Annotated in this window: 17 protein-coding genes, 1 pseudogene and 1 riboswitch; of the genes and pseudogenes, 6 read left to right on the top strand and 12 right to left on the bottom strand. The window is 72.7% G+C overall.

All coding sequences use genetic code 11. From position 1 onward, the window contains the following. The first annotated feature begins 191 nt into the window (after positions 1 to 191). Positions 192 to 620, top strand: coding sequence for a DUF1801 domain-containing protein (locus ACYSMR_RS09795; RefSeq protein WP_461744887.1), 429 nt, complete (start codon positions 192 to 194; stop codon positions 618 to 620). A gap of 140 nt (positions 621 to 760) precedes the next feature. Beyond that, positions 761 to 1,255: an SRPBCC family protein gene (locus ACYSMR_RS09790; protein WP_461744885.1), complete on the top strand. Its 495-nt coding sequence runs from the start codon at positions 761 to 763 to the stop codon at positions 1,253 to 1,255. A 332-nt stretch (positions 1,256 to 1,587) separates the two neighbouring features. Here the strand turns inward: ACYSMR_RS09790 and ACYSMR_RS09785 are convergent. Both ACYSMR_RS09785 and ACYSMR_RS09780 read right to left on the bottom strand, forming a co-directional pair. Next, positions 1,588 to 2,563 (bottom strand): annotated as a pseudogene (locus ACYSMR_RS09785) (IS481 family transposase). Positions 2,564 to 2,663: 100 nt separating this feature from the next. Continuing rightward, positions 2,664 to 3,383, bottom strand: a complete 720-nt coding sequence (locus ACYSMR_RS09780; RefSeq protein ID WP_461744882.1) for a GAF and ANTAR domain-containing protein — start codon at positions 3,381 to 3,383, stop codon at positions 2,664 to 2,666. A gap of 314 nt (positions 3,384 to 3,697) precedes the next feature. Here ACYSMR_RS09780 and ACYSMR_RS09775 point away from each other — a divergent pair, with 314 nt between their 5' ends. Further along, the gene (locus tag ACYSMR_RS09775) at positions 3,698 to 4,273 is read left to right on the top strand and encodes a hemerythrin domain-containing protein (protein WP_461744880.1); all 576 of its coding nucleotides are present in this window, start codon (positions 3,698 to 3,700) and stop codon (positions 4,271 to 4,273) included. A gap of 44 nt (positions 4,274 to 4,317) precedes the next feature. On the opposite strand, the gene ACYSMR_RS09770 is transcribed toward ACYSMR_RS09775, so the two are convergent. The 6 genes from ACYSMR_RS09770 to ACYSMR_RS09745 all read right to left on the bottom strand — a co-directional run bounded on the left by ACYSMR_RS09770 (position 4,318) and on the right by ACYSMR_RS09745 (position 10,052). After that, positions 4,318 to 4,989: a Pr6Pr family membrane protein gene (locus ACYSMR_RS09770; protein WP_461744878.1), complete on the bottom strand. Its 672-nt coding sequence runs from the start codon at positions 4,987 to 4,989 to the stop codon at positions 4,318 to 4,320. A 53-nt stretch (positions 4,990 to 5,042) separates the two neighbouring features. Continuing rightward, positions 5,043 to 6,146 carry an oxidoreductase gene (locus ACYSMR_RS09765; RefSeq protein ID WP_461744876.1) on the bottom strand — a complete coding sequence of 368 codons (1,104 nt, stop codon included), beginning with the start codon at positions 6,144 to 6,146 and terminating at the stop codon, positions 5,043 to 5,045. Positions 6,147 to 6,250: 104 nt separating this feature from the next. Beyond that, positions 6,251 to 7,003 (bottom strand): SDR family NAD(P)-dependent oxidoreductase, encoded by a 753-nt coding sequence (locus ACYSMR_RS09760; protein ID WP_461744874.1) that lies wholly within the window; start codon positions 7,001 to 7,003, stop codon positions 6,251 to 6,253. A 20-nt stretch (positions 7,004 to 7,023) separates the two neighbouring features. Beyond that, positions 7,024 to 7,803 carry an SDR family NAD(P)-dependent oxidoreductase gene (locus ACYSMR_RS09755; protein WP_251333867.1) on the bottom strand — a complete coding sequence of 260 codons (780 nt, stop codon included), beginning with the start codon at positions 7,801 to 7,803 and terminating at the stop codon, positions 7,024 to 7,026. After that, positions 7,800 to 9,137, bottom strand: a complete 1,338-nt coding sequence (locus ACYSMR_RS09750; protein WP_309125133.1) for an MFS transporter — start codon at positions 9,135 to 9,137, stop codon at positions 7,800 to 7,802. The genes ACYSMR_RS09755 and ACYSMR_RS09750 overlap by 4 nt, the downstream gene beginning before the upstream one ends. 27 nt (positions 9,138 to 9,164) lie before the next feature. Further along, on the bottom strand, positions 9,165 to 10,052 hold the full coding sequence (locus ACYSMR_RS09745) for a polysaccharide deacetylase family protein (protein ID WP_309125134.1): 888 nt from the start codon (positions 10,050 to 10,052) through the stop codon (positions 9,165 to 9,167). Positions 10,053 to 10,330: 278 nt separating this feature from the next. On the opposite strand from ACYSMR_RS09745, the gene ACYSMR_RS09740 reads away from it, so the two are divergent. Further along, positions 10,331 to 11,332, top strand: a complete 1,002-nt coding sequence (locus ACYSMR_RS09740) for a LacI family DNA-binding transcriptional regulator (protein ID WP_461744871.1) — start codon at positions 10,331 to 10,333, stop codon at positions 11,330 to 11,332. 36 nt (positions 11,333 to 11,368) lie between these two features. Here the strand turns inward: ACYSMR_RS09740 and ACYSMR_RS09735 are convergent, their stop codons facing one another. Beyond that, entirely contained in the window at positions 11,369 to 12,106 is a 738-nt protein-coding gene (locus tag ACYSMR_RS09735; RefSeq protein ID WP_461744869.1) for a dienelactone hydrolase family protein, read from the bottom strand. Between the two features lie 90 nt (positions 12,107 to 12,196). Beyond that, complete coding sequence (locus tag ACYSMR_RS09730; RefSeq protein ID WP_461744867.1) at positions 12,197 to 13,327, bottom strand: Gfo/Idh/MocA family protein; 1,131 nt, start codon at positions 13,325 to 13,327, stop codon at positions 12,197 to 12,199. 137 nt (positions 13,328 to 13,464) lie between these two features. On the opposite strand from ACYSMR_RS09730, the gene ACYSMR_RS09725 reads away from it, so the two are divergent. Both ACYSMR_RS09725 and ACYSMR_RS09720 read left to right on the top strand, forming a co-directional pair. Next, a complete protein-coding gene (locus ACYSMR_RS09725) occupies positions 13,465 to 13,944 on the top strand; it encodes a DedA family protein (RefSeq protein ID WP_461744865.1) in 480 nt (159 codons plus the stop codon). A gap of 113 nt (positions 13,945 to 14,057) precedes the next feature. Then, positions 14,058 to 15,023, top strand: coding sequence for an HNH endonuclease family protein (locus tag ACYSMR_RS09720; protein WP_461744863.1), 966 nt, complete (start codon positions 14,058 to 14,060; stop codon positions 15,021 to 15,023). Positions 15,024 to 15,189: 166 nt separating this feature from the next. Here ACYSMR_RS09720 and ACYSMR_RS09715 read toward each other — a convergent pair whose 3' ends face one another. Together ACYSMR_RS09715 and ACYSMR_RS09710 are read right to left on the bottom strand one after the other, a co-directional pair. After that, entirely contained in the window at positions 15,190 to 17,436 is a 2,247-nt protein-coding gene (locus tag ACYSMR_RS09715; RefSeq protein WP_461744861.1) for a catalase, read from the bottom strand. 308 nt (positions 17,437 to 17,744) lie between these two features. Further along, positions 17,745 to 18,239: an NlpC/P60 family protein gene (locus tag ACYSMR_RS09710; protein WP_374238502.1), complete on the bottom strand. Its 495-nt coding sequence runs from the start codon at positions 18,237 to 18,239 to the stop codon at positions 17,745 to 17,747. Between the two features lie 5 nt (positions 18,240 to 18,244). Further along, positions 18,245 to 18,431: riboswitch (cyclic di-AMP (ydaO/yuaA leader) on the bottom strand. Between the last annotated feature and the right edge of the window lie 421 nt (positions 18,432 to 18,852).

The raw sequence follows: 18,852 nt of genomic DNA, 5'->3' as shown, positions 1-18,852 counted from the left end.
TCACGGGCGGGTTGCCCGGCCGGATGCAGCCAGAGGAGCGTCCCCTCTTGCGCGGACAGCGCATGGCTCCCCCCGGCGCCGGGACGGCCGGTCCCGGGGCCGCGGCCGAGGGGGCTCCTGCCGTGTCGGACGGACCGGCGATCCTGGTTCCTGGGACGATCATGGCCCCAACGACCCCGAGGAGCCCACCCGTGGAGAAGACAGGACAGCCGGTCGAGGAGCACCTCACCGGCGTCACGCCGGGAAAGCGGCGGGCCGACGCCGAACGCCTCGTTCCGCTCTTCGTGCGCGCCACCGGGCAGCCGGCGCAGATGTGGGGCACGGTGGTCGGCTTCGGCCAGTACCACTACAGGTACGCCAGCGGCCACGAGGGCGACGCCCCCGCGGCGAGCTTCGCCGCCCGCAGGGCCGCCACCACGGTCTACCTGCTCGACGGCGTCGAGACCTACCGCGAGGACCTGGAGCGGCTGGGACCGCACACCACCGGCGTCGGCTGCGTCTACGTCAAGGACCTGAGCGCGATCGACTTCGGCGTCCTCGAGGAGATCGTCGGCCGGTCCTACCGGGCCCTCGTCGGCGCGACGTGGCCGTCCCGCGCCCGCGACGGCGCCCCGGACTGACCCGGCCACCCCGACAAACAGCCGCACGGAGCAACGATCCGGCCTCACCCGGCGTCCCGCGCGGGCGGAAGTCCTACCGTGGAGGCACCCGGCCCGTCGTGCACCGAGCACGCCCGGGCCCGCACCGCGGAGGGAGCACCATGCAGACACTGGGCCGCGCCGAGGAGTCCGTCCACGTCGAGGCGCCGCCGCAGGCGGTCTACGACCTCGTGGCCGACGTCACCCGCACTCCCGAGTACAGTCCCGAGGTCGACGAGGTCGTCTGGCTCGACGACGGAGGACCCCGTGTCGGCGCCCGGTTCCGGGCCCGCAACCGGGTGCCGGAGGACTCCCGGTTCTCCTGGCACAACAAGCCGATCGTCATGGCCGCCGAGCCCGGCCGGGAGTTCGCCTTCGCCCGCACCGAGCCGTTCGCCGGCACGATCGTGTGGCGCTACCGCTTCGAGCCCGAGGGCACCGGCACCCGCGTCACGGAGTCCTACGAGGTGGCCCGGCCGGTGGGGCGCATCGGCTGGTTCGTCATCGGCACGCTGGGCCGGGACCCCGACCGGATGACCACCATGCGCGAGGGCCTCCGCGAGAGCCTGCAGCGGCTCAAGCGCGTGGTCGAGGCCGAGGCCGCCTCGTCGCCGTAATCCACGGGTGCCGGTGCCCAGCACGCCGTTTCACAGGGGCACACGATTGTTTCCGGTGAGGTGCGCAACATTGCCGCAGGGTTTGGCATCGCGGCGGGCCACCGCGCATGGTGGTGGGGAGGGAACGCGAGGAGCCGGTCGGGGGGCCGGCGCGGACCGTTTCCTCACCCGGGCTGAGTTCCGGCCCCAGGACAACGACGTCCTGCCGCCGGACACGACCAGCAGCCGTTCACGGGGGACAGTGCTGGAGGCGGAATCGGCTGGGGGGCCGATCCGCCTCCAGCCGTCTGTGCCGTTCCGCCGGCCGGAGGTCGGTCCCTAGATGTACCCGGTCACTGGGTTGGTCGCAGGCGGCTGATCGGTGGGTGGCCTCCGAGTGCGCTGTGACGCCTGCCAGTGTTGTAGTGCTCGACCCACGGGGCAAGAGCAGCGCCGCGTTCGTCGTTGCTGGTGAAGACCTGCCGGTAGGCCCACTCGCTCGCCAGGGTGCGGTTGAACCGCTCCACCTTCCCGTTCTGCCAGGGGCAGTGCGGGCGGATGAACACCTGCCTGGCGCCCAGGGTAGTGATGACCTCGCGCACGGCCGTGGAATGGCGGTAGGCCCAGGCGTTGTCGGTCACCACCCGCTGGATCTTCTCGATCCCGCAGTCGGCGAAATAGGCCGCGGCCCGGGCCAGGAACCCCGCGCACGTGGCGCCCTTCTCATCGGCCAGGACCTCGGAGTACGCCAGTCTGGAATGGTCATCGACCAGTGAGTGAACGTAGTCGAACCCGACCCGGGTGCCGTGGTCCCGAGTGAGGCTGCCCTGGGCGCGGCCGATCGCCCGCCAGCCGCCGCCGTCTTCGGATCCGGCCGAGCTTCTTCACATCCATGTGCACCAGCTCCCCGGGCCGGTCGCGTTCGTAGCGCACCGCGGTGGCCTTCGAGGCCCGGATGAGCTGGCCGGTGAGCCGGTCCAGCTCCCGCAGGTACGGGACCCGGTGGCGGCGCAGAATCCGCCCCACCGTGCGCGGGGCCAGTCCCAGCTCGGGGCCGAGCCAGTCCTGACCCCGCCGGGTGGTGCGGCGCAGCGCCAGCACCTGCTGCTCGACCTCGGGCCGGGTGCGGGTCGGGGTGGTGTGCGGGCGACAGGACCGGTCGTGCAGGCCGGCCTCACCCTCGTGCTCGTAGCGGGCGATCCAGGTCGCCACGCACTTGCGGGACACACCCATGGCCGCGGCGATGTGCGCCTTGGGCATCCCGGCCTGGTGGCGCTGCACGATCAGGAGCCTGCCGTGGACGGTGGTGCGGGCATTACCGTGGGACATGGGAGCCTCCGTGGTGGATGTGGGCCTTCGACAAGCCACACCCCACCCGGAGGCTCTCCTCACGTCAACACCGCGCTACCAATCTCCTGCCCGGGTACACCTAGAGCCTCGGGTCGTCGGCGTGGTGCACGAGGCGCGCGGCGATGTCCAGCAGGGGAAGCTGCTGCTGCCGGGCGGCGACCAGCAGCCGCGACCGGGCGGCGCCGGCGTCCACCTGGTGGCGTTCCATCAGGATGCCCACGGCCGTCTCGATCTCCTGCAGGTCGATCACGGCCGCTTGCAGGGAGTCGCTGAGCCCGTGGGCGGCCCGGGCCGTGCGGGCGTTGCCCAGCAGGGTCCCCGCGGCCTCGGCGAGCAGCCCCAGCAGGTGCTCCTCGTGCTCGGTGAAGGCATAGGGCTCGGTGGCGTAGACCTTCACCGCTCCGATCTCCCGTCCCCGGTGGATCAGGGGGACGCTGAGCACCGACCGCACCCCGACGGCGGCCACGGCCCGCGACCAGTCCGGCCACCGGGTCTCGGTGGTGGTGTCCTCCACGTGCTGGACGGTGACGGTGTCCCATGCGGTCAGGCACGGGCCTTCCCCGAGCTCGTACTGGATGGCGTCGAGCACCTCCACCTCCGGGTCGGTGACGGCCGTGGAGGTGGCCTCCCCGTGCTCGTCGATCAGGGTGACCCCGGCCCCGGTCGCCAGCGGGATCAGGTCCCGGGCCACCTCCGCCAGGCGGCGCACCGCGTCGGCGGCGGTCAGGGCGTTGCGCATCAGCTCCTGGACGCAGGCGAGAGCGGCGGTCAGCTCGACCACCGACGGATCAGACTCCACGGTCGTTCCCCTTCATCGGCCCACGGGAGCGCACCAGGCGTCCCTCCCGGTGGGTCCTCCTGCCCTGCTGGTACCCATCATCCTCCTCCGCCGCCGTCCCGTCACCGTCCCGTGGTCGCGGCCGGCGCCGTGGTGCGGGGCGGTCGTCCAAGGTGGTGCCGTCAGCGGGCGGGACCTGGTTCACGGGCCCCCGCCTGCCCTAGAGTCGGTGTGACCCAGCACACCGTCCGTGGCGGCGGCCAGGCGGACAGCGATCGGCTGCTGGGTTCCTGTCGTTCCGTGCACGACACCACGATCCCAAGGAGGGACCTCCCATGACCGAGACCCATGCTGGTGGAGCGGGCCAGGATGTCGTCGACATCCTCACCACCGACCACCGGGAGATGTTCGAGCTGCTGGGCGAGATCACGACCGCCCCGGACGCCGCCCGGCGCCGGGAGCTCGCCGACACCGTGATCGCCGAGGTGATGCGCCACGCCGTCGCCGAGGAGATGTACGTCTACCCCGCGGTCAAGAAGCACGTGCCCAACGGCGCCGAGGAGGTCGAGCACGACAAGCAGGAGCACGACGAGATCGTCCAGGTGATGAAGCGGCTCGAGGACGTGGACGCCTCCGACCCGACGTTCATGGGTCTTGTCGGGGAGCTGCAGGTCCAGCTGCGCCACCACATCGACGACGAGGAGTCCGACCAGTTCCCGAAGCTGCGGGCCGCCGTCCCGGCCGACGAGCTCGTGGACATGGGCCAGAAGGTGCAGGCCGCCAAAAAGCTGGCCCCGACCCGGCCGCACCCCCACGCCCCGCACTCGGAGCTGTTCCACAAGACCGTGGGCCCGGGGGTCGGGATGATCGACCGGCTCCGGGACAAGCTCACGGGGCGCCGGACCGGCTAGGACGGCAGTGCCCGGACGGCGGCGGCGAGGACCCGGCCCTGGGCCTACGGTCCTCGCCGCCGCCGGGAGATCCCCACCAGGCCCGACGCCATCGCCGTGATCACCGCCGCGAGCACCACGACCCACACCGCCACGGTGCCGTAGCCGCCCGCCGAGGCGTTCGGGTCCAGGAACGGATAGGGGTACCACCAGGCGTTGCCGGTGCCCTCGTCGAGGACCCGCGGAGCGCGGAGCAGGGTGTAGCCCACCCACAGCACCGGGTAGGCCACGATCCACCCGACCGTCCGCCACCGCACCGGGTTGCGCCCCGGCGCGAGCAGCCAGTCCAGCAGCGCGTAGACCGGCACGATCGAGTGCAGCACCTCGTTGGCCCACGGCTGCTCGAGGCCCGGATCCAGCGGGATCCGGCGCAGCAGCGCGTTGTAGACCACCCCGGTGGTGACCGTGTACGTCGTCGCCGCGGCCCGCAGGGCCCCGAGCCATCCCGGGTCGGGGCCCGGCCGCGCCAGGAGGAACCCGGCGCCGAGCGCGAACACCGCCGCGTGGAACAGCGAGGTCTGGATCGTGAAGTAGCTGAAGAAGTTGGCGACGTCGGCCGCGATGTTCTCGTCGCCCCGGGCCGTCCAGAAGCTCAGGTAGCTCTGGAACCGGCCGGCGACGGCCACCAGCAGTCCCACGGCCATCAGCGCGCGGGCGGCCGCGAAGAACCGTCTCATGCCTGCCTCCTCCCGCGCGGGAACGCCCCTGCGTCGTGCAGTGTCCCGGTTGCTCAGGAGAGCAGCTCCAGCTCCCAGTCCTTGACGTCGGCCACCGGGTCGAACAGGCTCGCGTCGAGCTCGTCGAGGGGCCGGCCGTCGCGGACCCGGTTCGGCCAGTCCCGGTTGCCCAGGGCCGCCTTGCCCAGGGCGACGACGTCGGCCGCGCCGTCGGCCAGCAGGGACACGGCCGTCTCCGGGTCGTCCAGGTGGCCGTTGGCGATCACCGGCAGCCCGGAGTGCTGCTTGGCCAGCGCCGCCAGCGACGGGCCGCCGTCCTCGAAGGCCGGCGCGTAGGCCTTGTACTCGGTGGTGTGGACGAAGTCCACGCCGGTGGCGCCCAGGGTGGAGAAGACGACCCGGGCCTCCTCCGCGCCGCCGGCCCACCGGTGGTCGTGGTCGCTGACCTTGGACTGCGAGATGCGGATGCCCACGGTCGTGGCCGGGCCCACGGCCTCGCGCACGGCGCGGCAGATCTCCGCGGGGAAGCGCACGCGGTTCTCGGGGGAACCCCCGTACTCGTCGGTGCGGACGTTGAGGTAGTCGGTGAGGAACTGGTCCAGCAGGTAGCCGTTGGCGCCGTGGATCTCCACGCCGTCGAACCCGGCGGCCTGCGCGCGCAGGGCGGCGGCCACGAAGCCCTGGCGAACCTCCTCCATCTGGGCACGGGTGATCTCCGCGGGCACCCGGTACGGGCCCTCGCCGCGGTAGAAGCCCAGCTGCTCACCCTTGGGGGCGACCGCCGACGGGCCGATCGTGGAGTCCACAAAGCGGCTGCCCTGCGCCTGGGACCCGGCGTGCATGAGCTGGGCGAAGATCGTGGACCCGGCGGCGTGCACCGCGTCGACGACGGCGGCCCAGGACCGGGCCTGCTCCTCGGTGGCCAGGCCCGGCTGGAAGAGGTAGCCCTGGCCGTAGGCGGTGTCGGGGTAGATGCCCTCGGTGATCAGCAGCCCGAAGCCCCCGCGCGCGAAGGCCTCGTAGTAGGACACCATCTTCTCGGTGACCAGCCCGTCCTCGGTGGCGCTGACGCGGGTCATGGGCGCGAGCGCCACCCGGTTGGCGAGCTGGGTGGAGCCGATCCGCAGGGGGGACCAGAGGGGGTCGAGGTTCGTCACGAGGCTCTCCTTCGCGTTGTCTTGCGGATCACGGTCCCGCGGCAGCGGGCCCGTCCACCGCGGCGGACGGGCCCGCTGCCGCACGGGCGGTCTGCCCGGGCCGGCTACGGCATCACGTCGCCGCTGTTGGGCCCCAGCGTCTGCCCGGTGTACAGGTCGCCGCCGGGCGAGGAGGCCAGCAGCAGCGCGGTGGGCGCCACCTCGTGGGCCTGGCCGAAGCGGCCGATGGGCAGCTCCGCCTGCTTGGCGGTCTTCCACTCCTCGGACAGCCCCTCGATCAGCGGCGTGACGATCGGACCGGGCGCGATGGCGTTGACTAGGATCCCGTGCTCGGCCAGCTCCAGGGCCATGGCCTTCGTCAGGCCGATCACCCCGGCCTTCGCCGCGACGTAGTGCGCCAGCCCGGTGCCGCCCTTGATGCCCAGCTGCGAGGCGATGGTGATGATCCGCCCGCCGCCGCGCTCCACCATGCGGGGCGCGGCCCAGCGCGCGGCCAGGAACACGCCCTTGAGGTCCACGGCGAGGACCTTGTCGAACGTCGCCTCGGTCATCTCGAGCAGCGGCGTCTCGTCGAGGATGCCCGCGGCGCAGACCAGGACGTCGATGCCGCCGAGCTCCGCCACGACCCGGTCCATCGCCGCGTGCACCGCCTCGCCGTCGGTGACGTCCACCGCCAGCCCGAGCGCGCGCCCGCCGAAGGCCTGGCACTCCTCCACGACGGCCGTCGCGTGCTGCGCGTCGCGGTCCAGCACGACCACGTCGGCGCCCTCCTGGGCGAAGAGCAGGGCGATGGCCGCGCCGATGCCGCTGCCGCCGCCGGTTACGACGGCGACCTTGCCCGCGAGCTGTTGTTCCACGTGAAACCTCCTGGGGATGATCAGCTGGGCCAGCGGACGGTCAGCCCGCCGTCGACGACAAGCTCCTGGCCCGTGACGTAGGCCGAGTCGTCGCCGGTGAGGAAGCGGATGGCGCGGGCGGCCTCGTCGACGTTGCCGACCCGTCCCCACGGGATGATCGAGCCGGCGGCGTCGAGGCCCTCCCGGCCCAGGGAGTTCACCGCGTCCAGGGACTGCGGGCTCTCGATGAGCCCCGGGATGACGGTGTTCACCCGGATCTTCCGGGGGGCGAGCTCCACGGCCAGGGAGCGGCACAGGCCGAGCAGCCCAGCCTTGGCTGCGGCGTAGTGGGAGTGCTCCTCCCAGCCGTAGACGCCCCCGGCGATCGACGACGTCGCCACCATCGCCCCGCCCTGGCTCATCCGCGTGCTGCAGGAGCGGAAGACGCGCAGCACCCCGGAGAGGTCCACGGCCATCATGTCGTCCCACGCCTGGTCCGTCATCTCGGCCAGGGACGCCCGGCGCAGGATGCCGGCGGCGGCCACGGAGATGTCCAGCCGGTCGTGCTCGTCGAGGGCCGTCTGGGCGAGGCGCTCGGTGTCCTCGAAGCTGCGCACGTCCATGGGCACGGCCGTGCAGCGCCCGCCCGCGGCCTCCACGGCGCGCACCGTGTCGGTGGCGTCGTGGGGGTCGGAGGGCAGGTAGCCGATCACGCTGTGGGCACCGGCCCGGGCGTAGGCCACCGCCAGCGCCCGGCCGATCCCGCTGCCGCCGCCGGAGATGACGGCGACCTTCCCCTCGAGCCCGTCGTCGCGGTTCATGCGATCACCGTCGTGCGCTGGTGGGCGTCGTGGATGGTGCGGGTCCCGGCCATGCACAGCGCCGAGACGATCAGGCCGCCGGTGCCGGTGATGATCGCTGCCCAGGCGGTGTCCACCCCCGCGGTGAGCAGGATGGTCAGCAGCCCGGAGCCGGCGATGCCGCCCAGGGGCGCCATCACGTGGGCCACGTTCGCGCCCATGCCGCGGACCTGGGGCGGGAAGGACTCGCCCATGTAGAACAGCAGGGCGGCGTAGGGGCCGGTGAGGAAGAACAGGGTCATGGCGTACAGCGGGATGATGTACGCCGAGTTGCCCGGGCCGATCAGCATCGCGAAGCTCACGATGCCGCCGGCGACCCAGCCGAGGACCACGGTCCACTTGCGGCCGATCTTGTCGCCCAGCCAGCCGTGGAAGACGTAGCCCACGAACCCCACCGCGTTGGAGAGCACGAGGATGATCAGGGCGTTGTCGAAGGACACGGCCTTGGCCTCGACCAGGATGGTGGTGCCCAGGACGGAGAAGACCTGGATGCCGAACCAGTTGAAGAACCAGGCGAGGGCCAGGCACGTGGTGTGCCGGCGCAGCTCCGGGGTGAAGACGTCCTTCACCCCGGTGTGGTGGTGGGCCGCCTCCTCGAGGTCGTGCTCGGCCGCCAGGGCGTGGGCGCCGGCCGTGTCACCGGCCGCGCGGCGGCGCCGCACCTCCTGCATGGCGGCGAACGTCGGGGACTCCGGCAGGCGCAGGGCCAGCAGGACGACGACGACCGACAGCACCGCCGCCACGACGAAGGACCAGCGCCAGCCGATGATCGGCAGCGTCAGCGCCGACAGGCCGGCGGAGACGAGCGCGCCGACGGGCCAGCCGCCCTGGACCAGGGAGTACATGAGGCCGCGGCTCTTGGCCTCCTTGTACATCTCGTTGAGGTAGACCGCGTTGACGACCTCCTCGGACATCGAGAACCCGGAGAAGGAGCGGATGATGATCAGGCTCACGGCGCCGAGGGCGGCACCGGTGAGCCCGGACGCCACCGCGCCGCCGAGCATGAGCACGATGAGGGCCTTCTTGCGGCCCATCTTGTCGATGATCGTGCCCACGGCGAGGGCGACGATGAAGACGCCGATCGTGGCGTAGGTGTTGATCGCCGTGGACTCGGCGACCGACCAGCCGAACTCCTCGGCGATGACCGGCAGCAGGGTGCCGAAGAGGGTGAAGTCGTAGACGGAGGCGACCCAGGCGATGAAGCAGACGACGGACACCTGCCGGATCGTCCTGGGCGTGATCTTGACGTTCCAGGGTTCGACGCCGGAGGGCGTCGGGTTCGAGCGCAGAGACATGGCTGCACTTCCTTTACAGCAGCAGGATCAACCGGAGTTGCGGGGATGGCGGGCGGCGAAGTCGCGGGCGACGTCGGCCATGAAGGCGAACTCGACCCCCTCGTGGCCCTGGATGTGGTCGAAGAGGCGCTCCAGCATCAGCAGGTTCTGGGGCCGGCCGCAGACGTCGGGGTGGATGGTGATGGGGAACACCGCGTAGTCCATCTCCCGGTACACCCAGTCGAACTGGTCCCGCCACAGGACCTCGATGTCCCGCGGGGACACGAACCCGTGGCTGTTGGGGCTGGACTTGATGAACATCATCGGCGGGAGGTCGTCGAGGTACCAGCTCGCGGGGATCTCGATGAGGTCAGTCTCCTCCCCGCGCACCAGCGGCTTCATCCACTCCTTCGCGGAGGCCGCCTGGTAGTCGATCTTCGTCCAGGTGTCCCCGACCCGGACGTAGTACGGGGTGTGGTCGTCGTGCATCAGCGAGTGGTCGTAGAGGAACCCCCGCTCCAGCAGGATCTCGTTGGTCACCGCCGAGAACTCCCACCACGGGGCCACGTAGCCCACCGGCTTCGTCCCGGCCCGCTCGGTGATCAGCTCGGTGCAGTAGTCGAGGATCTCGGTCTCCTGCTCCCGGGTCATCGCAATCGGGTTCTCGTGCGAGTAGCCGTGCACCCCGATCTCGTGCCCGGCGGCCACGACCGCGTCGAACTGGGCCGGGAAGGTCTCGATGGAGTGGCCGGGCCAGAACCAGGTCACCGGCATCTCCCGCCGCTGGGCCAGCTGGAGGAGACGGGGCACCCCGACCTCCCCGGCGAACAGGCCGCGGGAGATGTCCCCCGGGGAGTCCTCCCCGCCGTAGGAGCCCAACCACCCGCCGACGGCGTCGACGTCGATACCGACCGACACAAAGATCTTCTTCGCCATGATGTCTCCTTCGGAGGTGGGTGCGGGATCCGCGGTGGGTGCGGAGCGCGAGGTGATGGGTCCGGTGCGGGACGGCCGGGGACGTCCGGCAGGTCCGGCGTCCCGGGACGGGCTCCTCCGGAGCGGAGGAGGCCTCTGTGCAATCGAATGCCGCAATCGTTTGCGTAACGTGATGAGGTCGAGAGTAGAAGAAGCCTAAAGTGATCTGCCACACATTTGCGAGGATTTAACGCCCGTTACAGTTCTGGGACAGAGGAGACGGAGGAGGGAGGACGGGCATGGGCGCGCGGACAGCGGTCACCCTGAAGGCACTGGCCGGGGAGCTGGGCCTGAACCCCTCGACGGTGTCCCGGGTGCTCAACGACCCGAAGGGCCTGGCGTCCCGGTGGGCCTCCCCCGCGACGAGGGAGCGGATCTTCGCGCTCGCCGAGGAGCGCGGCTACCGCAAGAACCCCTACGCCGCCTCGCTGCGCACGGCCAAGTCGCACATGGTCGGCGTCGTGGTGCCCCGGCTCCAGGACTACGTCCTCGCCACGATGTACGAGGGGATCGACGAGGCGGCGACCGAGCACGGCTACTTCACGGTGGTCTCCAACTCCCTGGACGCCCTCGAGGCCCACCGCGCCAAGGCCGAGAAGCTGCTGGACCGCCGGGCGGACGGGCTGATCTTCGGCGACGCCACCCTCGAGGACCCCTACCTGGACGAGCTGGCCGCCCGCGGGGTGCCCTTCACCCTGGTCAGCCGGCGCTCCCCGCCGCACCGGTCGGTGACGTGCGACGACTACACCGGGGGCCGGCTGGTGGCCGAGCACCTGGTCGCCGCGGGCCGCAGGACCTTCGGCCTCGTCGCCGGCGACCCCCGGGCCTCGACCTCGCGGGACCGCACCGCGGGCTTCCTCGACGCCCTGGCCGGGCACGGACTCGGGGTGGACCCCGGGCAGGTCGTCACCGGGGGCTTCGACGCCCCGGCGGGCAGCGTGGCCGCCGAGCGGATCCTGGCCCGCGGCCCGCTGCCCGAGGCGGTCTTCGCGGTGAACGACTTCGCGGCCATCGGCGCGCTCGGCGTGCTCGTCCGGGAGGGGATCCGGATCCCGGAGGACACCGCCGTCGTCGGGTTCAACGACACCCCTCTGGCCGGGAGCATCGGGCTCACGACGGTGCGCTCCCCGATGCACCGCATCGGCCGCACGGGCTTCGAGCTGCTGATGGAGCTCCTGGAGGGCCGGGACGTCGACAGCGTCCAGCTGGCCCCCGAGCTGGTCGTGCGCACGAGCGGCTGACGCCGCGCGCCGGGAGGTCGGGCGGGGGCCGAGGGCCTACCGGACGTGCTCCTCCAGGAACGCGACCGCGCGCTCCCAGGCCGTGCGGGCGGCGTCGGGGCGGTGGTTCGCCTCGTTGCCGTCGTTGTGGAAGGCGTGCGGGGCGTCGTAGTAGTGGAACTCCACGACCGGAGCGGAGGACTCGTGGCGGATCTGCTCCTCCAGCGCCTGCGCCTTCTCCACCGGGTAGGCGGCGTCCTCGCGGCCGTAGTGGCCCTGCACGCAGGCGCTCACCCCGTGGTAGGCGTCGGGCAGCCCCTGGCCCACCCCGTAGAAGGGCACCGCCGCGCCGACCCGCCCGCCCTGTCCGGCGGCCAGGGCCAGGACGAAGCCGCCGCCCATGCAGAAGCCGACGGCGCCCACGGTGGAGCTGGTGACCGCCTCGTGGGCCAGCAGGAAGTCCACCGCCCCGGCCAGCAGCCGGGCGCCCTCCTCCTCGGGCAGCCGGGCCATCATCTCGGCGGCCTCGGCGCCGTCGTGGGTGATCGACCCGCCGTAGAGGTCCGGGGCCAGGGCGACGAAGCCCTCGGCGGCGAGGCGGTCGGCGACGTCGCGGATGTGGTCGGTCAGCCCCCACCACTCCTGGACGACGATCACCCCGGGCCCTCGGCCGCTTCCCGGCAGGGCCAGGTAGCCGTGCGCCCGGCCCCCGGCCGACGGGAAGGTCACGTTCTGGTGCGGGGTCGTCTCCACTGCGGGGCTCCTGGCTCGGTCCGGTTCGTCGGGTCGGTGCATCTCGTCGGGTCGGTGCATCTCGTCGGCTCGGCCCGGGGCGCCGGCCGGAGGTGGCCGGCCGCGCCGCGGGGCGCGCACGGACGGACCCGCTCAGCCGTTCTGCGGGACCTGCGCCACGAGCTCGTCGTCCTCGGGCTCCTCCACGGGCGCCAGGGACCGGGCCTGGTCCGCGGAGGGCCGCACCGCGCGCCCGGCGGGTTCCAGCCGCACGGGGCGGCCGGTCTGCAGGGACTCCAGCACGGCCTCGTGCACGCGGATGTCCAGCAGCCCTTCCTCCCCGTCGGCCTCGGGCGCGGTGCCGGTGAGGATGCACTCGGAGAAGTACTCCGTCTGACCCGCGAACTGCTCCACGGGATCGTGCGTGCACGTCTCGGTCCGCCCGCCGCGCGTGACGGTGTAGCTGATCCCGGGCCCGAACCCGAAGCACGGCTGCGCCGAGACCGACCCCTCCGTGCCGACCACCATGAAGTGCTCCGTGGCCTCCCCGGCGTAGCTGATGGTGAACTGCGCCAGGCGCTCCCCGGGGAAGCGCAGGGTGACGGCGACGGTGTCGTCGAAGTTGAACCCCCGCCCGGGCGTGGAGACGCCCATCGCGAAGACCTCGACGGGCTCGGAGCCGAAGAGGTTGCGCACCTCGTTGAGCGGGTAGTTGCCCATGTCCGGGACGGGCCCGCCCCAGAAGCCGGAGTGGCCGCGGTGGTTGGCCTCGTCGATGTCCTGGCTGAACACGGCCGTGAACAGCCGGGGATCGCCCACCAGCCCCTCGTCCCGCACGCGGGTGACCAGCTCCAGCGTGCCGGGCTCGTGGTGCAGCCGGTAGGCGACCATGAGCTGGGCCCCGCCCCGCTGTGCCGCGTCGACGAGCGCCCGGCAGTCCGCCACGGAGACCTCCATCGGCTTCTCCAGCAGCACGTGGATCCCGGCCTCGAGGGCCGGCTCGGCGAACTCGCGGTGCCGGAACACGGGCGTGGCCACGTAGACGGCGTCGATGTCCCCGGAGGCCAGCAGCGCCGGGTAGTCGTCGTACGAGTGGGCGCTCGCGCCGTACCGCTCGGCCAGCTCCGCGGCCTTCCCGGGGGTGCCGGTGACCAGCGCGGCCAGCTCGGAGTTGGTGGTGCGGGCCATGGCGGGCAGGAACGCCTGCTGGGCGATCTGCCCGAGCCCCACGACCGCGTAGCGGACGGGACCGGTCGAGGAGGGGGCGGTCTCGGGAGAGGTCACGGGGCATCCTTCGCGCTCGGGGCAGGGCGGTCCCGGCCAGACTAGCCGCGCACAGCCCCCGGGGGAACGACGGCCGGCCGGATCCCGGTGACGACCTGTCGTCACCCGGTGTCACCGCACCTCCCTAGACTGGCCGCGTGCAGGCATGGCTGGAGTCCCTCCCCCTCGGTGCCGGGATCCTCTTCTTCTGGGCCGTGGGCATCATCCGCACCACGGTCGTCTTCGCCCTGGGCCGTGCCGCGACCGTGGGCGGACGGCGCATCGGGCCGGTCCGGCGCGTCACGGACAGCCCCGTCTGCCGCAGGGCCGAGCGGCTCGTGAACCGCTGGGGCGTCCTGGCCGTTCCCGCCTGCTTCCTCACCGTGGGCCTGCAGACCGCCGTCATCCTCACCACCGCCGTCACCGGCATGCCGCTGCGCCGCTGGATCCCTGCGATGCTCGTGGGCACCCTGATCTGGGGCACCGTCTACGGCACCGTGGGCCTGGCCGTCGTCTGGGCGTGGCTGGAGCAGCCGTGGGTGGTCGCGCCGGTCGTCGTCGCGCTCGCCGTGGGGGTCGCCGCCCGCGCGGTCCACGTCCGCCGCCGGGCCCGCCGCGCCACCCTCTCCGAGGTCTGATCCCGCCTCCCCCACGGACCTGCGGGACCGGCCCCGGCCTGGGATGATGAAGTGCGGGCAGTGGCCGCGACGGACCGGCCGCCGCGGAGCCCACCCCCACCGTCAGGAGAGCCATGCGCGACACCATCGACCCCGGAGCCTCACCGCGGAGCCGTGCCCGCCGGGCCGTCGCGGCCCCGGTGCTCGCCGTGCTGACCCTCGGCCTGCTGGCCGGGTGCACCGGCCAGCCGGGGACCGGCTCCGGCCCCTCCCCCACCGTGGCCGCCGGGGCCGCGTCATCGCCGGCGGGTCGGGCTCTGGCGGAGCTGCCCGTCGAGCGTGCCGGCTCGGGCGAGGACTACGACCGCGAGGAGCAGTTCGGCGGCTGGGCCGACCCCGACGGCAACGGCTGCGACGCCCGCAACGACGTCCTGGCCCGGGACCTCGTCGACGAGGAGGTCGACGACGACGGGTGCACCGTCCTCTCCGGGACGCTGGACGACCCCTACACCGGGAGGACGATCGACTTCGTGCGCGGACCGGCCACCTCCGCCGACGTGCAGATCGACCACGTCGTCGCCCTGAAGAACGCCTGGATCTCCGGGGCGGACCGGCTCTCCCGGGACGAGCGCGTGGCGCTGGCCAACGACCCGCTGAACCTGCGGGCCACCGACGGGCCCACCAACGGGGACAAGTCCGACGCCGACGCCTCCCGCTGGCTGCCGCCCGACGAGTCCTTCCGGTGCGAGTACGTGGCCACCCAGGTCGCGGTCAAGACCCGCTACGAGCTCTTCGTCACGGCGGACGAGAAGGACGCGATGGCCGAGGTGCTGTCCGGCTGTCCCGGCCAGGAGCTGCCCGAGACGGTGCCGCCGGCCGGGGCGGCCGAGCCGGCGTCCGCACCGACGCCCGCCGCCGCGGCACCGGCGGCCGGACCGGCGTCACCGGCCGCGTCGTCGGCGGCGTCGGCGGCCGAGGTCTACTACGCGGACTGCGCCGCCGTGCGCGCCGCCGGAGCGGCACCCCTGCGCTCCGACCAGCCGGGGTACCGTGCGGCGCTGGACCGCGGCGGCGCCGAGGGCCTGGCCTGCGAGGGCTAGGCCCTGCCGCCGGAGCCCGTGCGGTCCGTCAGGCGCTGCAGGGGACGGGGAGGACCTCCGGGCCGGGCGGAGTTCCGGACGACTCCGCGCCCGGCCCGGAGGCTCCCCTGCCGTCACCGGCCTGACGGGCCGGCACGGCCCTGGGCCGGTGCCGCCCCGGGGCGGCTCAGAGCCTGCTGGCGGCCGGGAACCGCTCCCAGACGCGGTGGCTGCGCACGAGCTCCGTGACCTGCTCGACCACGGCGGCCGCGTTCTTCCCGGCGACCACGCCCGGCGCGGTCCGGGGCACCCCCGCCGCGGCGAGCAGCTGCCCCTTGCCGTCCCAGGCGCCGATCGCCTTGGCCTGGCGGAACACCTCCCCGAGCAGCAGGTGCACGCGCGGGTCGATCCCGGCCGGCGCGGGGGCGCCGGCCTTGGCGTCCAGGCCCGGCGTCGCGTCGGGGGCCGGCGGGGTGTCGCCGGCGACGAGCACGGCGTCGAACTCCACGGAACGCGCGGTGAGGTAGGTGCGGTGGGCCACGAGCTGCCCGCTGCGCCCGATCGGGCCCCCGGTCGGGGCGATCAGCAGCGGCACCATTCCGGCGCCGTCGATCGCGGTGACCACGGCGAGGAGCTGCTCCTCGTCGGGGTCCGGACCGACGACGACGCCGATCTGGCGTCCGTCCAGCGGCCACTGCCCGCCCACCTGGGACAGGGCCGGGCTCGGCTGCACCTTCGCGGGCTTGCGGGTGGGCCTGGGCGCCGGCAGGCCCAGGCCCGCGGCGACGACGGCGCACAGCTTCTCGTCGATGTCGGCCAGGGCCTGCAGCTGCCACTCCTTGACGGACTGCTCCCAGCACTTGCCGAGCTCGAACGTGTAGGCCTGCGCGATGTGCTCCTTCTCCACGTCGCTCATGGACCGCCAGAACAGCCGGGCCTGGCTGTAGTGGTCGTCGAAGGAGGCGGGCAGCGCCCGCTCCTTGACCGAGGCGGCAATCGGCTCGGGGTGGTCGATGAACGGGCGGGCGGGCTCCTCGGCGGGGAACGGGTTGTTCCCGTCGAGCGTGTTCGGGTGGTAGGGCGCCACACCGGAGTGCACGGCGGTCTGGTGCATGCCGTCGCGGTGCATGTCGTTGACCGGGGCGTGCGGGCGGTTGATCGGGAGCTGGGCGAAGTTCGGCCCGCCCAGCCGGGAGATCTGCGTGTCGAGGTAGGAGAACAGCCGGCCCTGCAGCAGCGGGTCGTTGGTGACCTCGATGCCGCGGACCAGGTGGCCGGGGTGGAAGGCGATCTGCTCGGTCTCGGCGAAGAAGTTGGAGGGGTTCGCGTTGAGGGTCATCACACCGATCGGCTGCACCGGGGCGAGCTCCTCGGGGACGATCTTCGTGGGGTCGAGCAGGTCGATGCCCTCGAAGACCTGGTCCTCGGTGTCGGGGAAGACCTGCACGCCCAGCTCCCACTCGGGGAAGGCGCCGGCCTCGATCGCGTCGGCCAGGTCCCGGCGGTGGAAGTCCGGGTCCATGCCGTTGGTGATCTGGGCCTCCTCCCACAGCACCGAGTGCACCCCGAGCCGGGGCTTCCAGTGGAACTTCACCAGCACGCTCCCCCCGGCGTCGTCGACGAGCCGGAAGGTGTGCACCCCGAAGCCCTCCATGGTCCGGTAGGAGCGCGGAAGCGCGCGGTCGGACATGTTCCAGATGGTGTGGTGCTGGGCCTCGGTGTGCAGGGAGACGAAGTCCCAGAAGGTGTCGTGGGCGGACTGGGCCTGGGGGATCTCCCGGTCGGGGTGCGGCTTGGCGGCGTGGACGACGTCGGGGAACTTGATGGCGTCCTGGACGAAGAAGACCGGGATGTTGTTGCCCACCAGGTCCCACACGCCCTCGGAGGTGTAGAACTTCGTGGCGAACCCACGGGTGTCGCGGGCCAGGTCGGCGGAGCCGCGGTTGCCCAGCACCGTGGAGAACCGCACGAAGACCGGGGTCTCGGCGTCCTTCCTGAACACGGCGGCCGAGGAGATCTTCTCGGCCGTGCCGTAGCCGCGGAAGACGCCGTGGGCGCCGGCACCGCGGGCGTGCACCACCCGCTCGGGGATCCGCTCGTGGTCGAAGTGGGTGATCTTCTCGCGGAAGTGGTGGTCCTGCAGCAGGACGGGACCGCGGGCCCCGGCCTTGAGGGAGTGGTCGGTGTCCCGCAGCCGCGCACCCTGGGCCGTGGTGAGGCGCTCCCCGCCCTGGGCGTTGAGCGCCGGATCGATCCCGGTGTCCTGACCGGTGGGGCTCACCGGGGCCGGCGTCGTCTGGTCCGGCTTCGGGGGCAGGGGCGGGCGGGGGGTGGCCGGCTCCACGGCGGGAGCGGCCTCGCTGCCGGGCACCCCCGGGACCACGGCCGCCCGATGTCCCGTCGCCTCGTTCTTCCTGAACTTCCACTTGCGCATGGTGGCTCTCCCAACCGTCGTCGACACGTTCCAGGACGCCGACCGCTCCCGGGGCTCGCACCACCCGGAACTGCCAGCACACTGACCATTACGTCACTTCACCGGGACGACGCACAACTCCGCCCCGGTCCTCGCGCAGAGGCCGGCGGGGGCCGGCTGCGCGACGGGGCCGGGGCCTGCCGGGCATCGAGGGCGCGCGGCCGACCCGTCACGGGGCGGCCAGGGGCCCGCGGGGCGCACGGGGAGTCCGGGGGCGCGGTTCGCGTCGGGACGACCGGCAACCGCACCCCCGGCTCCGGTGCGCAGGGTCAGCGCACGCGGATGTAGACGGGGCCGGAGCCGACGTGGACGGTCTGGATGACCGTCTGGTAGCCGTTCCAGCCGCCGTGGACGGCCTTGCCGCCGCCGATGTACACGGCGATGTGGGCGAGACCCATGCCGCCGTTGGCGTAGTAGACCAGGTCACCGGGCTTGGCCTGGGCGGCGGAGACCCGCGAGCCGAGCTTCAGGTAGGACGCCGGCCAGCCGTAGTGGTTGATGCCGGCGGCGCTCAGGGCCTTGGTGGCCAGCCTGGTGCAGTCCTGGCGGACCCCGAGCTGGTTCTTCGCGGCGGCGGCGATGGTCGCGGCCTTGGCCGACTGGGTGCTGACGACCTGCCGGGGGGCCGCGGCGGGGGCGGCCTGGGCCGGCGCGACGCTGCTGAGCGCCAGGGCCCCGGCGGCGGCCGCCAGGGTCACGGTGCGCCCGAGGCGGAACGAGCTCTCGGCGCGGTGGCGGGCAGTGCGGGACTGGAACACGGGCATGAGTGATGTCCTCCCTCTTGCCTGCGAGGTGAGCTGTCGGATGCGGGTGGGAGACACCCGGCCGCAGGGTGGGGGCCCTGTCGGCTTAACCCCTAGGCCCCGGGGGTGGGGCCGGTCATGGTTCCCCCGCTTCTGCCGAGCGATGTGTTCTGGGGGGCCCCGGGCACCGGCAGAATTCGGCGATGTGCACAGGGGTGCCGATCGGTTGGGCGAGCGGCACGGAGAGCACACTAACCGATGAATAACGGCAAAGTCACGTTCTGATCACGGTCACATCTCGATCTGGACATTTGTCCAGCGAAAAATCCTCCGCCGCCCCGGGGCGGCCCGCCCCGGGGCGCCCGGGACGGACCCCCGGGGGGCCTCCACCTGAGGCGGACATCGCGCTGACCTGCGGGTTCGGGTCCGGAGCTTCGACCGGGGCGTCCGGCGCCGACGGCCCTGTCATGGTGTCGCAGCCTGCGGGGAGAGCTCCGCGAAAGGTCGGATCGCCGACACGGAATCGCCTTTCCTCCCGCGGAAGGAAAGGCGATTTCTGCAGGGAATCCTCATGACCCCGTGGGAATTCCGCAAAGGAAAAGACGTTCTTCCCCGACGTTTCACCGACACGGTC

The sequence above is a fragment of the Kocuria sp. U4B genome (assembly GCF_054875615.1).
Note: the sequence above shows the minus strand (reverse complement) of the source record. Positions and strands in the feature narration are given on the sequence as shown.

Excerpts from the sequence above, each read along its gene's own strand:
- ACYSMR_RS09715 (WP_461744861.1), bottom strand. The coding sequence starts at position 17,436 with ATGCGCAAGTGGAAGTTCAGGAAGAACGAGGCGACGGGACATCGGGCG.
- ACYSMR_RS09750 (WP_309125133.1), bottom strand. The coding sequence starts at position 9,137 with ATGTCTCTGCGCTCGAACCCGACGCCCTCCGGCGTCGAACCCTGGAAC.
- ACYSMR_RS09710 (WP_374238502.1), bottom strand. The coding sequence starts at position 18,239 with ATGCCCGTGTTCCAGTCCCGCACTGCCCGCCACCGCGCCGAGAGCTCG.
- ACYSMR_RS09740 (WP_461744871.1), top strand. The coding sequence starts at position 10,331 with ATGGGCGCGCGGACAGCGGTCACCCTGAAGGCACTGGCCGGGGAGCTG.
- ACYSMR_RS09770 (WP_461744878.1), bottom strand. The coding sequence starts at position 4,989 with ATGAGACGGTTCTTCGCGGCCGCCCGCGCGCTGATGGCCGTGGGACTG.
- ACYSMR_RS09735 (WP_461744869.1), bottom strand. The coding sequence starts at position 12,106 with ATGCACCGACCCGACGAACCGGACCGAGCCAGGAGCCCCGCAGTGGAG.
- ACYSMR_RS09775 (WP_461744880.1), top strand. The coding sequence starts at position 3,698 with ATGACCGAGACCCATGCTGGTGGAGCGGGCCAGGATGTCGTCGACATC.
- ACYSMR_RS09755 (WP_251333867.1), bottom strand. The coding sequence starts at position 7,803 with ATGAACCGCGACGACGGGCTCGAGGGGAAGGTCGCCGTCATCTCCGGC.
- ACYSMR_RS09745 (WP_309125134.1), bottom strand. The coding sequence starts at position 10,052 with ATGGCGAAGAAGATCTTTGTGTCGGTCGGTATCGACGTCGACGCCGTC.
- ACYSMR_RS09790 (WP_461744885.1), top strand. The coding sequence starts at position 761 with ATGCAGACACTGGGCCGCGCCGAGGAGTCCGTCCACGTCGAGGCGCCG.
- ACYSMR_RS09720 (WP_461744863.1), top strand. The coding sequence starts at position 14,058 with ATGCGCGACACCATCGACCCCGGAGCCTCACCGCGGAGCCGTGCCCGC.